The sequence below is a fragment of the Microbacterium sulfonylureivorans genome (assembly GCF_003999995.1).
GTDB classification, from domain to species: domain Bacteria; phylum Actinomycetota; class Actinomycetes; order Actinomycetales; family Microbacteriaceae; genus Microbacterium; species Microbacterium sulfonylureivorans.
This window is the reverse complement of the sequence record NZ_RJAD01000001.1, coordinates 353,199-369,473: the sequence shown is the minus strand read 5'-3', so window position 1 is coordinate 369,473 and position 16,275 is coordinate 353,199. Positions and strand designations below refer to the sequence as shown.

The window sequence follows — 16,275 nt, the reverse complement described above, 5'->3', positions numbered from 1 at the left end:
CAATGGGACCATGACGCAGCCGATCAGCTACGGCGGCCGACCGATCACGCCGGCACCGGGTGCGCCGACGCCCGAGCTGAGGGTCGCGCAGTTCCGCGGCCACGCGCGCCGGCTGACCTGGTCGGCGATCGTGCTCATCGCGGTGGCGGGCGCCGCGGGGTACTTCTACGGCAACCTGCCGTCTCCCCTCGAGAACTGGATGCTGCTCGCCGCCGCCGCCGCGGTGGTCCTCCTTCTCGTGGTGCTGCCGTTCCTGCGGTGGTGGGGGCATCTCTACACGATCACCACGCGCCGTGTCCTCGAGCGGTCGGGGGTCCTCAGTGTGCGACGGCGCGAGCTCGAACACGTGCGCGGCTACACCGTCCAGGTGCGTCGGGGGATCCTGCAGCGGATGTGGGGTGCCGGCACGCTCACGCTCTCGAACGGAGTCGACGCGCCGCTTCGCCTGGCGAATGTCCCCAGTGTCGAACTCATCCATGAGGCGCTGGTCGACCAGGTCGAGGTCAATCAGATCCTGGCCCACCGCGACGCCCAGCCGCCTCTCCCGCCGCCGCCCCCGCAGCCTGCGCAGCGCTGAGCGCGGTCCGTCCTCCCGGTGCGGGATGATGGAACGGTTGCATCAGAAAGGTGGCGGCATGGCGCTGCGAGTCGGAGTCGTGGGTGGCGGGCAGCTGGCCCGCATGATGATCGCGCCGGCGGTGGAGCTCGGTCTCGAGCTGCGCGTGCTCGCCGAGGAGCCGGGGATGGCGGCATCCCTCGCCGCCAGCGCGGTGGGCGACTATCGCGACGTCGACACGGTGCTTCAGTTCGCGCGCGACGTCGACGTCGTCACGTTCGACCACGAGCATGTGCCGCAGGACGTCCTCGCCGCGCTCGTGGACGCCGGAGTCGTGGTGCATCCCGGACCCGCCGCGCTCGGTGTCGCCCAGGACAAGCTGGTCATGCGCGCGCGCCTGGCGGAGCTCGGGATGCCGCAGCCCGACTGGGCCGCCGTCACAGGCCCCGACGAGCTGAAGACCTTCCTGGACGAGCACGGCGGTCGCGCGGTCGTGAAGACGCCCCGCGGCGGCTACGACGGCAAGGGCGTGCGCGTCGTGAGCGCGGCGACCGAAGCGGACGACTGGTTCGCGACGCTCGCCGAGGATGCGCGCGGGGGTGCGCTGCTCGTCGAGGAGCTCGTCGATTTCACGCGCGAGCTCGCCCAGCAGGTCGCGCGCCGGCCGTCGGGCGACGTGGCGGTCTACCCCGTCGTCGAGACCGTGCAGCGCGACGGCGTCTGCGCCGAGGTGCTCGCGCCGGCCCCGCACGCCTCGGAACGGCTCCTCGAGGTGGCCGCGCAGATCGGCGTCGCGATCGCCGAGGGACTCGACGTCACCGGGATGCTGGCGGTCGAGCTCTTCGAGACCACCGATGAGCGGCTGCTCGTCAACGAGCTCGCGATGCGCCCGCACAACAGCGGTCACTGGACGCAGGACGGCGCGGTCACCAGTCAGTTCGAGCAGCATCTGCGCGCCGTGTTGGATCTGCCGCTGGGCGAGGCCGTGCCGAGCGCGCCGTGGTCGGTGATGGTGAACGTCCTCGGCGGGCCGGCCCGGGGCTCGCTGGACGACCGGTTCGCCGCGGCGATGGCGGAGCACCCCGACGCGAAGATCCACACCTACGGAAAGGCGCCCCGCCCTGGGCGCAAGGTCGGGCATGTCACCGTATCGGGCGCCGACCTCGACGAGATCGCCTATCGTGCACGGGCCGCGGCGTCCTCCTTCCTCGACTGAGCCCGGGCGGCGGCGCCGGATCGGATGCCGGGCCGTGCCGTTGCGGGGTTCTTCCAGCCTCGCGTCCTAGCCTGGTCGGGTGACCCGGCCGCTGCATTCTTCCGAGGCGCCCCTGGTCGGCGTCGTCATGGGCTCCGACTCGGACTGGCGCGTGATGAGCGACGCCTCGCAGGTCCTCACGGACTTCGGCGTCCCTCACGAGGTCGAGGTCGTCTCGGCGCACCGCACACCCGACAAGCTGATGAGCTACGGGCGTGGCGCGCGGGCACGCGGGCTGAGGGCGGTCATCGCCGGAGCCGGCGGTGCTGCGCATCTGCCCGGGATGCTCGCCTCCCTGACCGCAGTGCCCGTCATCGGCGTTCCCGTCCAGCTGTCGACGCTGGACGGCCTCGATTCCCTGCTCAGCATCGTGCAGATGCCTGCCGGCATCCCGGTGGCGACCGTGTCGATCAACGGCGCCAGGAACGCGGGCCTGCTCGCGGTCCGCATCCTCGCGACATCCGACGTCGCCCTCGCAGAGCGCGTCGAGGAGTACGCGCGCGCGCTCGAGGGGCAGGTCGAGGAGAAGAACCGGCGGCTCAAGGAGTCGCTGTGAGCGTCGCGAGTCCGCCACGCCTCTCGGCAGCGCCGCGCGCCCCCAAGATCGTCGAAGAACGGCTCCTCCGCTACCCCGACACGGCCTCCCGCGCCATGATGTCGCGGCGAGGGTGGTGGCTGGTGCTCCTGAACTTCCTCGTCCCCGGATCGGCTCAGTCGCTCGCGGGCAATCGCCGGCTCGGTCGGTTCGCGCTCGGAGCGACCATCCTGATGTGGGTGCTCCTCGGGCTGGCGCTCCTCGTCGCACTGCTGTCGCCCACCGCGGGCCTGAGCATCGTGACCGGCGCCTGGCTGCCCGACTGGCTGGCCGCGCTGCGGCCGGCGCCGCTGCTGCTGATCCAGGTGGTCCTCGTCGCCTACGGACTGCTCTGGATCGTGCTCGCCGTCGACACGCTCCGGCTCGTTCGGCTTGTCAGGACAGGCGCCGCCGAGCGGTTCGGCATCGCCCTGCTGGCCGTCGCGCTCACCGTGGCGTCTGCGGGGAGCGCCGCGTATGCGGCGTCCGCCGTGGGGACGGCGCGCGACACGATCGGGGCGATCTTCCAGTCCACCGGCCCTGTGGTGCAGCCTTCCGACGGCTACTACAACATCCTTCTGCTCGGTGCCGACAGCGGCGCCGGCCGTGACTCGATGCGCTTCGACAGCATCTCGGTCGTGTCGGTCGACGCCGCCACGGGCGCGACGACGATCACCGGCATCCCGCGCGACATGCCCCACTTCCCGTTCTCCGAGGGTCCGATGCAGGACGCCTACCCGAACGGCCATGAGGGGCACTCCGACCCGAACTGCGGGTGGGGGAGCGGCATCAACCAGCTGCGCACCGAGGTCGAGGTCTGCCAGGACGGCGCCTCCCTCTACCCGGATGCCGCCGCGAACGGCTCGGAGCCCGCGATCGAGGCGACCAAGGACGCCGCCGAGGGCATTCTCGGCATCGACATCCCGTATTACGTGTTCATCGACATGCACGGTTTCGCCTCGCTCGTCGATGCGCTCGGCGGAGTCGACATCACCGTCGAGAAGCGGCTTCCGAAGGGCGGCGGGCCGTCGTACGAGGGGCAGCCCGTCGACGAGTGGGCGACCGGCTGGATCGAGGCGGGCCCGCAGCACATGAACGGCGACACCGCCCAGTGGTACGCCCGCTCCCGCTACACCACGGATGACTTCGATCGGATGGAGCGCCAGCGCATCCTGCAGCAGGCGATGCTCGCCCAGTTCACGCCGCAGACGGTGCTCACGCGGTTCCAGGACGTCGCGGCCGCCGGCGCCGACATCGTCAAGACGGACCTGCCCCAGTCCCTCATCCCGTTCCTCGCGGATCTCGCGCTGAAGGCGAAGGAGCTCCCCGTCAAGACGATCGAGCTGACCCCGGACGGCGGGATCGACGAGTTCGATCCCGACTACCCGTACATCCAGGAGCTCGTGCGCACCGCGCTCCATCCGCCGACGCCGACCCCGGAAGGCTGACACGTGGTCGCGACTCTTCGCGTCGTTCTGGATCAGCTCGTGACGCCCACCGAGCCCGTGCTGGCCGAGGCATCCCGCGATCTGGCACGCGCTCTCGTCGCCGGCGCGCCCGCGGGGTGCGAGGTCGAGGCGATCGCTCCGGCCGGGGGCGGCGAGATCGACGTTCCCGGGCTCGCGGGCGTCCGTCGCACGGCGCTGCCGCGGCGGGAACTGGCCGCAGCGCTGCAGCTCGGCGTGGGCACGGGCATCGGCGGCGGGATGATCCACTCGCCGACCCTCCTCGCGCCGCTCGTGCGTCATGACCGGGTCCACGACAACGACCAGAGCGTCGTGACCGTCTGGGATCTGCGGCCGTGGGAATCGCCGGCCGAGCTCTCGCGTTCGGCCGTCGCCTGGTATCGCGCGATGCTCAAGCGCGCGGTCAAGTACGCGGACGCCGTCGTCGCGCCGACGCACTCCCTCGCGCGGCGGCTGGGCGAGATCGCTCCGCTCGGCGACCGGATCCGCGTGATCGCTGGCGCGTCGCCACTCGGTTTCGCGGTGCCGACCGACGAAGTGGGTCGGCGCAGGTCGCTCGATCTGCCCGAAGGCTTCGTGCTCCTCGCCGGCGGCCCGTCGCCGTCGGATGCGCTCGACGCAGGATTTGCCGCCGTGGCCGCGTCGGGCGTGGATCTGCCCGTCGTCGTGATCGACGTCGAGGAGGGCCACGAGCCGGCCATCGCAGACCTCGCCGCGGCTGCCGGCCTCCCCGAGCGCCGGCTGCACGTGCGCGGGGCACTCGACGCGGCCGACCGCGCATCGGTGTTCGGAGCCGCGCTCGCATTCGTGGCGCCGTCGCGCCTGGCGGGATTCCCGTGGCGGGTGGTCGACGCCCTCACCCTCGGCGTGCCGGTCATCGCGTCCGCGTCGGACGTGCACGCGGAGGTCGTTGTCGACGGCGGCGAGCTGGTCCCGGGAGCGGATGTCCCGACGCTCGTCGAAGGCCTCGCCGACGCGCTGGGTCGAGCGCTCGCGACGACCGCCGCCGCCGATCGGCTCGCTGTCCTCTCAGGCGACCGGGGTCGCTCCTTCTCGTGGCGCGAGGCGGCCGACAAGGTGTGGCTCCTCCACGCCGAGCTCTAGGTCGTGAAATCACCGAAAAGGTCGTGTCGATCCATCGATAACCCGATTTTCTTGTGATCATTCGCCACTTCCGTCACACTGGTCACATGGCGGGGGCTTGGAGGACTGACGCACGCGCGTCTTTCATGAGGATCACAGCGACATTCGCGGCGGTGATCGCCTTGGCGATCGGACTGATCGTCGCGCCACCGGCCTCCAGTTCCTCCCAGGCGGCCGCCGTCGACACCACGCGAGACACGGGGATCGTGCCGATGGCGGACCTCACCAAGTTCCGGCCCGGCAACATCATCAGCGACGCGGTCTTCTTCAACCGCTCGACCATGACCGAGGCGCAGATCCAGTCCTTCCTGCAGGCGAAGATGCCCAGCTGTCGCGCCGGATACACCTGCCTGAAGAACTACTACGACACCTCGCGGACCACCACGGCCGACGCGATGTGCGGCAAGTACTCGGGGGGCGTCCGCGAACGTGCGTCCCGCATCATCTACAAGGTCGCACAGGCCTGCGGGATCAATCCGCAGGTGATCCTGGTGATGCTCCAGAAGGAGCAGGGCCTCATCCTGTCGTCGGCGCCGTCGTCATACAACTATCGCTCGGCGATGGGACAGGGATGCCCCGACACGGCCGCGTGCGACACCCGGTACTACGGCTTCTTCAATCAGGTCTTCGGCGGGGCGTGGCAGCTGAAGCGCTACGCGAATCCGCCAGGCACGTCCAAGTTCTTCACGTGGTACGCACCGGGCAAGACGTGGAACATCCTCTACAACCCGAAGTCCTCGTGCGGGAGGTCGGCGGTGTATGTCCAGAACCAGGCGACCGCCAACCTGTACTACTACACGCCGTACCAGCCCAACGCCGCTGCGCTGCGCGCCGGCTACGGCACGGGAGACGGCTGCTCGTCGTACGGCAACCGCAACTTCTACCAGTTCTTCACCGACTGGTTCGGCTCCACGCAGGGTGCGCCCGCGGCCGCGGGCTACCCGGTATCGGGCGCCATCGCCACCGAATGGAAGCGGATGGGGGGCGCGACCGGTGCTCTCGGGAACCCGGCCGCGGCCGTGACGACGGTGACCGACCCCAACGGCAACGGGCTGGCCCAGAAATTCGCGGGCGGATTCATCCACTCGTCGAGCGCGGGCACGTTCTCGTCGCTCACGCCGATCATGGTGGCCTACAGTGCAGCCGGCTGGCTCCGTGGCGACCTCGGCTGGCCGGTCGCCCAGTCGACGTGCACCAGCGGGACGTGCACGCAGCCGTTCGCCGGCGGCATCATCTCCTACACCGGCAATGCCGCCGCTGTCACGACGCTGAACGTCTCCGCACGGGCCATCCAGGCCGAGTACACCGCCCGGGGCGGTGCCAAGGGACCGCTGGGCGAGCCGGTGTCGAGCGTGCAGGTCGTGTCGAACGCGAAGGGCAGCGGTCTCGTGCGCAAGTACGACGGCGGATGGATCCACTCCTCGAAGGCGGGCACCTTCTCGACCATGGCCGACTTCGTGGCCCTCTACAACGCGGCGGGTTGGGTGCCGGGCAGCCTCGGCTGGCCCACGGGTGCCGAGAAGTCGATCAGCGCTGCCAGCGGCAGCGGGCGTGCCCAGACCTTCCAGGGCGGGTCGATCCATTCCTCCACGCACGGGGCGTTCGTGACGCCCGCGCGAGTCATGACCGCCTATTCCGCGGCCGGAGGGGTGAAGGGGAGCCTGGGCTGGCCGAGCAGTGCGCAGCTGTGCACGAGCAAGGCATGCGTCCAGCGGTTCGTGGGCGGCATCATCAGCTACGTCGACGGCGATCCCGCGACCGCCCACACGGGAGTCAACGCGGCCGCGATCAACAAGGCGGCAGCAGAGCAGACCCGCGTGACGGGTGCATTGGGCACGTCGCAGCCCGCGCAGCTCGTCGCCGACCGCAACGGCTCAGGCATGGCCAAGAAGTACGCCAAGGGCTGGATCCACTCGTCCGGCTACGGCACGTTCGTCTCCTCGAACACCGTCATGACGGCCTACAGCGGCGCGGGATGGGTGCGCGGCGGGCTCGGCTGGCCGACGGGCGTCGAGACCTGCGCGGCCACGCTCTGCTCGCAGACCTTCGACGGCGGCGTCGTCGTCTACATGCCGGGAAAGCCTGCTGTCACGGTCCTCGACATGGGTCCGGACGAGTTGGCAGCGGTGCGCGCCGCGACGTCCGCCGGCCTGGGCAAGGCGCAGACCGGCGTGCAGACCGTGACCGACCGCAACGGCAACGGGCTGGTGCGCAGATACGCCCAGGGATGGGTCCACGCGTCGTCGCGCGGCGCGTTCGCCTCGTCGACGAAGATCATGACCGCGTACAGCGCAGCGGGGTGGCTGCGCGGATACCTCGGCTGGCCGCGCTCCGCCGAGACGGCGGTGACCGACCCCAACGGCAACGGGACCGCACAGTCGTTCGCGGGCGGCTGGATCCACTCCTCGGCGGCGGGCAGCTTCGCCTCCTCGTCCACGGTGATGACCGCCTACAGCGCGGCCGGTTGGGTGCGAGGCTCCCTCGGATGGCCGATCGGCGCGGAGCTGTGCACCGGCAGCGCCTGCATGCAGCCGTTCAGCGGCGGGATCATCGAGTACGTCAAGGGCAAGGCCGCCACCGCGCGGATCGGTGTGCACGCCGCAGCGATCACGACCGCGGCGGCGGAGCAGACGAGCGTCACAGGCGCCCTCGGGGCGCCGCAGACCGGCGTCCAGGCCGTCGCGGATGTGAAGGGGAGCGGTCTGACGCAGCGCTTCGCGAAGGGATGGGTGCACTCGTCCTCACGGGGCACCTTCGTCTCATCCATGACGGTGATGACCGCGTACAGCAAGGCGGGCTGGCTTCGCGGAGCGCTCGGATGGCCGACCGGCGTCGAGCGCTGCTCGGGCGGCACATGCGCGCAGACGTTCGTCGGCGGCACGATCAGCTACACGAAGGGCAAGCCCGCCACGGTCAAGCTCAAGTGAGGCGCGCGAGCAGACCGGTAAACTGGCGGGCATGAAGGTACTGCTCACTGGAGCTGACGGTTTCATCGGTTCACATCTGGCTGAGCAGCTGGTTCGGGACGGTCACGACGTTCGCGCGCTCGTGCTCTATAACTCGTTCGACTCGCGTGGGTGGCTCGACGGGCTCGATCCGGAGGTCGCCGCCCACATCGACTTCCTTCCCGGCGACGTGCGCGACCCTGCGCTGATGATGTCGGCGGTGAGCGATCGCGACGCGGTGCTGCACCTGGCGGCGCTCATCGCGATCCCGTACTCCTACGCCGCCCCCGACCTGTACGTGCAGACGAACATCCAGGGCACCCTGAATCTGCTCAACGCGGCGCGCGCCGCCGACGTGAGCCGGTTCATCCACACCTCCACGAGCGAGGTGTACGGCACGGCCCGCTACGTGCCGATGGACGAAGCGCATCCGCTCCAAGGTCAGTCGCCCTACTCGGCGTCGAAGATCGCGGCGGATCAGATGGTGAACGCGTACTACTCGTCGTTCGGGCTGCCGGCCCTCACGATCCGCCCGTTCAACACCTTCGGGCCCCGGCAGTCGGCGCGCGCGGTGATTCCCACGATCGTCAGCCAGCTCGCCGCGGGCAAGCGCGAGATCCAGCTGGGCGCGCTCACCCCCACGCGTGACTTCACCTACGTCCCCGACACCGTCGCCGGGTTCACGGCCGCCCTGACGAGCACGGCGGGCGTCGGTGAGGTGATCAACCTCGGCGTGGGGTTCGAGGTGTCGATCGGGCAGACCTTCGACCTGATCGCCGAGGTGATGGGCGTCGACGCCACGGCGACCGAGGATCCCCGGCGCCTCCGCCCCGCGAACTCCGAAGTCGAGCGCCTCTTCTCCGACAACCGCAAGGCGAAGGAGCTGCTCGGCTGGCGTCCGCGGTTCGACGGCATCGACGGCTTCCGGGAGGGGCTGCGGGTGACGGCCGAGTGGTTCACCGAACCGGCGAACCTCGCGCGGTACCGAACCGACGCCTACGTCGTATGAGCTCCGCGGGCGAGGTCGTATCGGCGGTCCGCGACGTCGTCGGGAACGAGCCGTTCGTCGGCCTGCACGTCCCCGACATCACGGCGGTCGAGAAGCAGCGCGTCCAGGAGTGCCTGGACTCGACCTTCGTGTCGAGCGTGGGAGCGTTCGTCTCGGAGTTCGAGCGCGGGATCGCGGCTTTCACAGGAGCGGCGCACGGCATCGCGGTGTCCAACGGGACCTCCGCGCTGCAGGTCGCGCTGGAGCTGGCGGGGGTCCGCCCCGGCGACGACGTCATCGTGCCGACGCTGTCGTTCGTCGCCACCGCCAACGCGGTCAGCCACGTCGGGGCTCAGCCGTTCTTCGTGGACAGCGATCCCGAGACCCTCGGCATGTCGGTCGAGGCGGTCGCCGAGGTGCTCCGGACCGCGAAGCCATCGGCCGAGGGCCCACTCAACGCGGTCACCGGCCGACGGATCGCCGCGATCGTCCCCATGCACACGCTCGGGCATCCGATGCGCATCGCCGAGCTCGTGGCTCTCGCCGCCGAGTTCGATGTCCCCGTCGTGGAGGATGCCGCCGAGTCCCTGGGCAGCCGCGCCGGCCGCACGCACACCGGCACCTTCGGTCGGGTCGGCATCGTGAGCTTCAACGGGAACAAGATCCTCACGACCGGCGGCGGCGGGATGATCCTCACCGATGACGACGAACTCGCCCGTCGCGCCCGGCATCTCACGACGACGGCCAAGCTCCCGCACCGCTGGGAGTTCGAGCACGACGAGGTGGCCTACAACTACCGCATGCCGAACCTCAATGCGGCCCTCGGCGTGGCGCAGCTCGAGCGGCTGCCGGGATTCCTCGAGGCCAAGAGGCGCCTCGCCGCGCGGTACCGGGAGCGGTTCGCCGACGTGCCCGGTGCCGACTTCCTCGACGAGCCGGCCGGGACCGACAGCAACTTCTGGCTGTGCGCCGTCCGGTTCGACGGCGGGCGCTCAGTGCGCGACGACGTGCTGACGGCCACGAACGACGACGGCCTGCAGTGCCGGCCGATGTGGAATCTGCTGCACCTCCAGGCTCCGTATCGACACCTTCCGCATGCGGCGGTACCGGCAGCCGAGGAGCTCCACGCGAGCGTCGTGTGCATCCCGAGCTCGCCTGCCCTGGCGGCGTCATGAGGACGATCGCCGTTCTCACCGGCACGCGCGCCGACTACGGTCTGCTGCGACGACTCCTCCACGAGATCCAGGCCGAGCCGCAGCTCGACCTCCGGCTCATCGTCACGGGCACCCACCTCAGCGAGGCCTTCGGGCGCACGGTCTCGGAGATCGAGCTCGACGGCTTCGACGTCGCGGCCTCGGTCCCGATCTGGTCGGGGGACGACTCCCGCCTCGACACGGCAGCCGACGTCGGGGCGGCCATCCCCGGCTACGCGCGCGCTCTGGCCGACATCGACCCGGACGTGCTGATCGTGCTCGGCGACCGGCTCGAGGCGTTCGCGGCGGCCACTGCCGCGACCATCCTCTCGGTGCCTGTCGCGCACATCCACGGCGGCGAGCTGACCGAGGGCGCGATGGACGACGCGCTGCGACACTCGATCACGAAGATGTCGTACCTGCACTTCACCTCCACGGCCGACCACCGGCGCCGCGTGATACAGCTGGGCGAGGAGCCCGACCGGGTGTTCTTCCACGGCGCTCCGATCGTCGACGCCGTGGCGGCCCTCGACCTCCTGTCGCGCGACGAGGTCGAGAGCCGGTTCGGCGTGCGGATGCCGTCGCCGACGGCGCTGGTGACGTTCCATCCTGCGATCATGGATGCCGCGCCCCCGGAGGAGCTGGTCGACGAGATGCTCGCTGGGCTCGCTGCGGTCGACGGCCTGCATGTGATCGTGACGGGGTCCAACTCCGACATCGGGACCGCGGACGTGCGGGCACGGATCGCCGCCTTCGTCGCCGCTGACCCGTCGCGCGTCGACTTCGTCGAGTCCTTCGGGCAGCTCGGATATCTCAGCGCGATGCGCGCGGCATCCGTCGTCGTCGGCAATTCGTCCAGCACCATCCTCGAGGCGCCGGTGCTCGGCGTGCCGTCCGTGCTCGTCGGGGATCGCCAGCACGGGCGACCGCTTTCGCCGACCGTGTCGACCCCGCGGCCGACGCGCGACGCGATCGAGGACGCCGTCCGCGCTGCTCTCGCCGGCACCCGAGGGGTGGGGGAGTCCGCGATCTTCGGCTCGCCCGGGTTCGCGGAGCGCGTCGTCCGCACCCTGCTCGAGCACGACATCCCGCGTCCGCCCCGCAAGTCCTTCCACGACCTCGAAAGGCGGGTCACCCGATGACCGACGCTGTCTATGTGATCGCCGAAGCGGGTGTCAACCACAACGGCTCGCTCGAAACGGCGAAGGAGCTGGTGGATCTGGCGGTGTCCGCGGGAGCGGACGCCGTGAAGTTCCAGACGTTCTCGGCCGACTCGCTCGCCTTGGAGAGCGCGGCGCTGGCCGACTATCAGCGGCAGTCGGCGGACGACGCGCGATCGCAGCACGACATGCTGCGCCAGCTCGAGCTGAGCCATGACGAGTTCCGCGCCCTCCGCGACCACTGCGAGTCGCGCGGCATCCGATTCCTGTCCACCGCATTCGATCTGCAGGGCCTCGACTTCCTCGTGACCGAGCTGGGCATCCCCCTGGTGAAGATCGCGTCCGGCGATCTCACCTTCGCGCCGCTGCTCGTCGCGGCAGGGCGGACGGGGCTGCCCGTCATCCTGTCGACCGGGATGGCGGACCTCTCCGAGATCGCTCGCGCCCTTCGGTTCATCGCAGCAGGACTCGCGCAGGCGAACGGCCTCTGGGGTCGCGCCGATCGCCTGACTCCGGAGCTGCTCGATCGCTGCTGGGAGCGGCGGAACGAGTCCGTCGACTTCGCCGCGCACGTCACGATCTTCCACTGCACGACCCAGTATCCGGCCGCCGACGAGAACCTCGACCTGCGTGCGCTGCAGACCATCGCGGCGACCTTCGGCCATCGCGTCGGGTACTCGGACCACTCGCTGGGCTCGCTCGCGTCGGTGCTCGCCGTCGGACTGGGCGCCGTCGCGGTCGAGAAGCACTTCACCTTCGACACGGAGGCGGAGGGACCGGATCACGCCGCCTCGCTCGGTCCGGACGCGCTCCGCGACTACGTCGCCGACCTGCGGCGGGTGCCGACGATGCTCGGATCGGACGAGAAGCGCTGTCAGCCGGTCGAGGCGCCCACCCGTGCGGTAGTCCGTCGCAGTCTGGTGGCGGCGCGCGACATCCCGGCCGGTGCCGTCTTCGGCGAGGACGACCTCGTCTGCTTCCGCCCGGCGTCGGGCCGCAGCGCGTTCGACTTCTGGGAGGTCGTCGGCAGCGAGGCATCCCGCGCGTACTCCCGCGGGGATCTCATCGATGGCTGAGTACGTGCTGCTCGGCGGCGGCGGCCACGCCCGGTCGGTGCTGGCAGCCCTGCGTCTGCGCGATCTGCCGGTGCGAGGCTATCTCGCGCCGGCTCCGTCGACGACGATGCCCGGTCTCGCCCATCTCGGCGGAGACGAGCAGCTGGAGCTGCTCGAGCCGGGCGACGTGGCGATCGTGAACGGCCTCGGGACGACCGAGTCCACGCGAGCCCGTCAGGCCCTTCACGAGGCCGTGGTGCGGCGCGGATTCACCGTGGCGCAGGTGCTCCACCCGCGGGCGTTCATCGATCCCGGGGCGAAGGTCGCCGAGGGGGTCCAGGTGCTCGCGGGGGCTGTCGTCAACGTCGGCGCGGAGTTGCAGGAGGGGGCGCTCGTCAACTCCGGTGCGATCATCGAACATGACACGGTGGTCGGGCCGCACGCACACGTCGCTCCCGGCGCCGTCCTTGCCGGCGGAGTGCGGATCGGCGGCGGTGCGCTCGTCGGCCTGGGTGCGCGTGTCATTCAGGGCATCAGCGTGGGCGCGGGCAGTGTGGTCGGCGCGGGTGCCGTCGTCGTGTGCGACATTCCGGCCGGTGTGACCGTCGTGGGCGTGCCGGCGCGGCCCCGAGCAGACGAAGGACGGACACAGTGATCGACAAGACGCTTCTCACGGTCGGCCCGGAGGTGAGCCTGCGTGACGCACTCGTGAGCCTGGATCGCAGCGGACGGCAGGTCGTCTTCGTCGAGGATGCCTCGGGCCGGCTGATCGGCGCCGTCAGCGACGGCGACATCCGGCGCGGCCTTCTCTCCGGCGCCTCGCTGGACGACCTCGTCACCCGCGTCATGAACATCGCACCGGCGACGGTGCCGCCGACGGCGACGCAGGAGGACGTCGACGCGCTCAAGGGTCAGCGCGGAATCCGGATCGTCGCCGTCGTCGACGACGACCACCGGATCGTCGACGTCGTGGGCGAGGGCGAGCACATCGCCACTCCGCTGACCACTCCCGTCGTCCTCATGGCAGGGGGCCGGGGGCAGCGCCTGTACCCGATCACCAAGGACATCCCGAAGCCGCTCGTGCCGGTGGGCGACATCCCGATGATCGACATCATCCTCGGACGCCTGCGAGATCAGGGGTTCCGCCGGGTGCACGTGTCGGTGAACCACCTCGGGCATCTCATCGAGGAGCATCTCGGCGACGGGGAGCGCCTGGGTCTCGACATCACCTACCTTCACGAGACGGCGCCGCTGGGCACGGCGGGCGCGCTCGCCCAGCTCAAGGGCGAGACCGACAGCGAGCTCGTCGTGATGAACGCCGACCTCCTCACCAACGTCGATCTGCGTCGGATGCTGGGGTTCCACCGCCGAACCGACGCGTCGGCGACGATCGGCGTGCGCGAGTACGGATTCGAGATCCCCTTCGGCGTCGTGCGCCGGGAGGGCGACCTCGTCACGTCGCTGGCGGAGAAACCCCATCACCAGGAGCTGGTGAGCGCGGGCATCTACGTGCTCGAACCGCACGCACTCGCCTCGCTGGAGGTCGACGAGTACTGCGACATGCCGACGCTGCTCGCGCGCCTGATCGATGACGGTCGCCCCGTCGGCGCCTTCGAGATCCACGAGGAGTGGATCGATGTGGGGCGGCCCGAGGACCTCGAACGCGCCCGTCGGGCGTGGGAGCGGAGCATCCGATGAGGATCTGCACGATCACCGTCCGCGCCGGATCGAAGGGCGTGCCCGGGAAGAACCTCCGGGTCGTCGCGGGTCGCCCGCTGTTCGGTCACTCGGTCGTCCAGGCCGCGAGGTCCGGCCTGTTCGACGAGGTCGTGGTGTCGAGCGATTCGCCGCAGATCCTCGAGCTGGCTCCGACGTTCGGCGCGACCGGCGTCGTGGTCCGCCCGCCCGAGATGGCGACGGACACGGCGGGGAAGGTCCCGGCGATCGCCCACGCCGTCCGCGAGACCGAGCTGCGCACGGGTCGGGCGTTCGACGTGTGCGTCGACCTCGATGCGACCAGCCCGCTGCGCACGATCGACGACATCCGCGGCGCCGTCGCCATGTTCGAGGCCTCCCGCCCCGACTCGCTCATCACGGGCGCGGAGGCGCGTCGGAATCCCTACTTCAACCTCGTGGAGGAGCTGCCCGACGGCACGGTGGCCGTCAGCAAGACGCCGGATGACGCGGTCCTGCGCCGTCAGGACGCGCCGCGATGCTTCGATATGAACGGGTCGATCTACGTGTGGAGGCGCGAGGCGCTGCTCGAGGACCAGGTGGTGTTCTTCCCGTCCACGATCCTGTACGAGATGCCCGCCGAGCGGTCCACCGACGTCGACAGCGAGTTCGACTTCGCCGTGGTGGAGTGGCTCATGAGCCGACGGACCGATCTGTGACGCAAGCCGGAGACCTCGAGTCCCGCACCTCGAGCACGATGCGCCGGTTCCTCGATCTCGAGGACGAGGCACCCTCCGACCTGCTCGAGGTGCTGCCCGGGGCTACCGTTCCGTTCTGGGCTCTGGTGCGGATGCAGATCTTCTGGATGCTCTCCGCCGAGCACACCGGCAGCGTCGACGTCGTCAGGGCGAGCGAGTGGACGCGCTGGGGGGAGGCGAGGCGCGTGGCACGGGGCTACCTGCCGAGTCGGTGGGATGCCGTCCGCCGGGCCGGTCGGCACGACGTGGCCTTCTACGTCTCCGGCGGGACGCTCGCGCTCGACGGCGACAAGGCGCGCAACTGGCTCGTCGACGACTTCGCCGAGGCCGCCGGGGATGCTCTCGTGGTGCAGACGCGCCCGCTGCCGGCGGCGATCGGCCTCCCCGCGTTCCGGCCGACGCTCAGCATGGAATCCGCGACCGCGCGATCACGGTGGCGAGCCCGGGGCACGGCGCCTTCGCAGGAGGCGATCCGTTCGATGGACCGCCTGCTCGACGCGTTCGCGCGGCATCTCGACCAGCCGCCGGGCGCCTTCGCGCCCATCGGGCGTCGGGTGCGGCCGACCGAACTGCTCCGCCCGCTCCAGCTCGAGGAGCTCTCGCGCCTGCTCGAGCGCGTGCAGCCCAAGGTCGTGCTGTTCGACAACGGCTCGTACACGTATCACGGCGAATGGGTCGGCCTGATGAAGGACGCCGGGGCATGGGTCGCCGAGCCGCAGCACGGCTGGATCGGACCTTCGCATGCCGCTTACAACTACGGCGCCGCGTTCGAGGAGGCGGCCCTCCGACGCGCCCTCCCGGATGAGGTGCTGACGTTCGGCAGCTATTGGTCGGACTCCATCCGACACCCTGGCGTCGTCACCGCGATCGGCAAGCCGCACCTGGAGCGCGAGGCTTCGTCCGTGCCGGAGACGAGGGCCCGCCGCATCCTCGTGGTGTCCTCCCGGACAGATCCGGACGCCACCGACGCCTTCGTCGTCGGTCTGCGAGCGGCGCTGGGCGGCGAGTGGTCGATCGTCTTCCGGCCGCACCCGGGTGAGCGCTCCGAGACCTCACGGCGCTACCCGTCCCTCTCGGCCGACTCCGGGGTGACGATCGACGACGCTCCCGACGTCTACGCGACGCTGAAGCAGTCGGCGGTGGTGATCGGCGAGGCCAGCACGGTGCTCTACGAGGCGCGCGCCTTCGGGTGCCACGTCATCCCGCGCGACAGCCCCTTCGCCGACAGCGTCATCGGCGATGCGTTCGGCGATCGGGTGAGCGACGTGGCTCAGGCCGTCCGCCGCATCGAGGCACTGGCGCCCGACCACACCGGCGAGGCCCCGACCGACTCGAGCATCTGGGCGCCGCAGTCCGTGGCGTCGTTCCGGGAGTGGGTCTCCGGTCGCCGTGCGCAGCGGCGTGCACCCTGATCGACGGCGAGGCGCGGCATCCGTCGAAAGCGCACAGGTTCGCTGACTTAGAATGTGCTGATCCCCGTGGCGACTTCCGTCGCTGCGCGCCGAATG

The 16,275-nt window shown here is 70.4% G+C and carries 14 protein-coding genes; all 14 read left to right on the top strand.

The genetic code is table 11. The annotated features are described in order from the left end of the window. The first annotated feature begins 10 nt into the window (after window positions 1–10). The 14 genes from EER34_RS01695 (at window position 11) to EER34_RS01630 (ending at window position 16,179) form a co-directional block, all read left to right on the top strand. Entirely contained in the window at window positions 11–577 is a 567-nt protein-coding gene (locus EER34_RS01695) for a PH domain-containing protein (RefSeq protein WP_127472849.1), read from the top strand. A gap of 58 nt (window positions 578–635) precedes the next feature. Further along, on the top strand, window positions 636–1,772 hold the full coding sequence (locus EER34_RS01690; protein WP_127472848.1) for a 5-(carboxyamino)imidazole ribonucleotide synthase: 1,137 nt from the start codon (window positions 636–638) through the stop codon (window positions 1,770–1,772). Between the two features lie 127 nt (window positions 1,773–1,899). Beyond that, entirely contained in the window at window positions 1,900–2,367 is a 468-nt protein-coding gene (gene purE, locus EER34_RS01685; protein ID WP_127474233.1) for a 5-(carboxyamino)imidazole ribonucleotide mutase, read from the top strand. Then, a complete protein-coding gene (locus EER34_RS01680; RefSeq protein ID WP_127472847.1) occupies window positions 2,364–3,833 on the top strand; it encodes an LCP family protein in 1,470 nt (489 codons plus the stop codon). The genes purE and EER34_RS01680 overlap by 4 nt, the downstream gene beginning before the upstream one ends. A gap of 3 nt (window positions 3,834–3,836) precedes the next feature. Beyond that, window positions 3,837–4,955: a glycosyltransferase gene (locus EER34_RS01675; RefSeq protein ID WP_127472846.1), complete on the top strand. Its 1,119-nt coding sequence runs from the start codon at window positions 3,837–3,839 to the stop codon at window positions 4,953–4,955. A gap of 125 nt (window positions 4,956–5,080) precedes the next feature. Further along, window positions 5,081–7,921, top strand: coding sequence for an LGFP repeat-containing protein (locus EER34_RS01670; protein WP_127472845.1), 2,841 nt, complete (start codon window positions 5,081–5,083; stop codon window positions 7,919–7,921). Between the two features lie 31 nt (window positions 7,922–7,952). After that, window positions 7,953–8,948 (top strand): GDP-mannose 4,6-dehydratase, encoded by a 996-nt coding sequence (locus tag EER34_RS01665; protein ID WP_127472844.1) that lies wholly within the window; start codon window positions 7,953–7,955, stop codon window positions 8,946–8,948. Beyond that, complete coding sequence (locus tag EER34_RS01660) at window positions 8,945–10,102, top strand: LegC family aminotransferase (RefSeq protein ID WP_127472843.1); 1,158 nt, start codon at window positions 8,945–8,947, stop codon at window positions 10,100–10,102. Before EER34_RS01665 ends, EER34_RS01660 begins: the two co-directional genes overlap by 4 nt. Further along, window positions 10,099–11,262, top strand: a complete 1,164-nt coding sequence (gene neuC / locus EER34_RS01655; protein WP_127472842.1) for a UDP-N-acetylglucosamine 2-epimerase — start codon at window positions 10,099–10,101, stop codon at window positions 11,260–11,262. The genes EER34_RS01660 and neuC overlap by 4 nt, the downstream gene beginning before the upstream one ends. After that, entirely contained in the window at window positions 11,259–12,356 is a 1,098-nt protein-coding gene (neuB, locus tag EER34_RS01650; RefSeq protein ID WP_127472841.1) for an N-acetylneuraminate synthase, read from the top strand. Before neuC ends, neuB begins: the two co-directional genes overlap by 4 nt. Continuing rightward, on the top strand, window positions 12,349–12,990 hold the full coding sequence (locus tag EER34_RS01645) for a NeuD/PglB/VioB family sugar acetyltransferase (protein WP_127472840.1): 642 nt from the start codon (window positions 12,349–12,351) through the stop codon (window positions 12,988–12,990). Before neuB ends, EER34_RS01645 begins: the two co-directional genes overlap by 8 nt. Next, window positions 12,987–14,033 carry a nucleotidyltransferase family protein gene (locus tag EER34_RS01640; RefSeq protein ID WP_164743415.1) on the top strand — a complete coding sequence of 349 codons (1,047 nt, stop codon included), beginning with the start codon at window positions 12,987–12,989 and terminating at the stop codon, window positions 14,031–14,033. Before EER34_RS01645 ends, EER34_RS01640 begins: the two co-directional genes overlap by 4 nt. Continuing rightward, on the top strand, window positions 14,030–14,728 hold the full coding sequence (locus tag EER34_RS01635) for an acylneuraminate cytidylyltransferase family protein (protein ID WP_127472838.1): 699 nt from the start codon (window positions 14,030–14,032) through the stop codon (window positions 14,726–14,728). The genes EER34_RS01640 and EER34_RS01635 overlap by 4 nt, the downstream gene beginning before the upstream one ends. Further along, the gene (locus tag EER34_RS01630; protein WP_127472837.1) at window positions 14,725–16,179 is read left to right on the top strand and encodes a hypothetical protein; all 1,455 of its coding nucleotides are present in this window, start codon (window positions 14,725–14,727) and stop codon (window positions 16,177–16,179) included. The genes EER34_RS01635 and EER34_RS01630 overlap by 4 nt, the downstream gene beginning before the upstream one ends. The last annotated feature ends 96 nt before the right edge of the window (window positions 16,180–16,275 follow it).

Coding starts and splice junctions, on each gene's coding strand:
- EER34_RS01695 (WP_127472849.1), top strand. CDS start 11: ATGACGCAGCCGATCAGCTACGGCGGCCGACCGATCACGCCGGCACCG.
- EER34_RS01690 (WP_127472848.1), top strand. CDS start 636: ATGGCGCTGCGAGTCGGAGTCGTGGGTGGCGGGCAGCTGGCCCGCATG.
- purE (WP_127474233.1), top strand. CDS start 1,900: ATGGGCTCCGACTCGGACTGGCGCGTGATGAGCGACGCCTCGCAGGTC.
- EER34_RS01670 (WP_127472845.1), top strand. CDS start 5,081: ATGAGGATCACAGCGACATTCGCGGCGGTGATCGCCTTGGCGATCGGA.
- EER34_RS01665 (WP_127472844.1), top strand. CDS start 7,953: ATGAAGGTACTGCTCACTGGAGCTGACGGTTTCATCGGTTCACATCTG.
- EER34_RS01660 (WP_127472843.1), top strand. CDS start 8,945: ATGAGCTCCGCGGGCGAGGTCGTATCGGCGGTCCGCGACGTCGTCGGG.
- neuC (WP_127472842.1), top strand. CDS start 10,099: ATGAGGACGATCGCCGTTCTCACCGGCACGCGCGCCGACTACGGTCTG.
- neuB (WP_127472841.1), top strand. CDS start 11,259: ATGACCGACGCTGTCTATGTGATCGCCGAAGCGGGTGTCAACCACAAC.
- EER34_RS01645 (WP_127472840.1), top strand. CDS start 12,349: ATGGCTGAGTACGTGCTGCTCGGCGGCGGCGGCCACGCCCGGTCGGTG.
- EER34_RS01635 (WP_127472838.1), top strand. CDS start 14,030: ATGAGGATCTGCACGATCACCGTCCGCGCCGGATCGAAGGGCGTGCCC.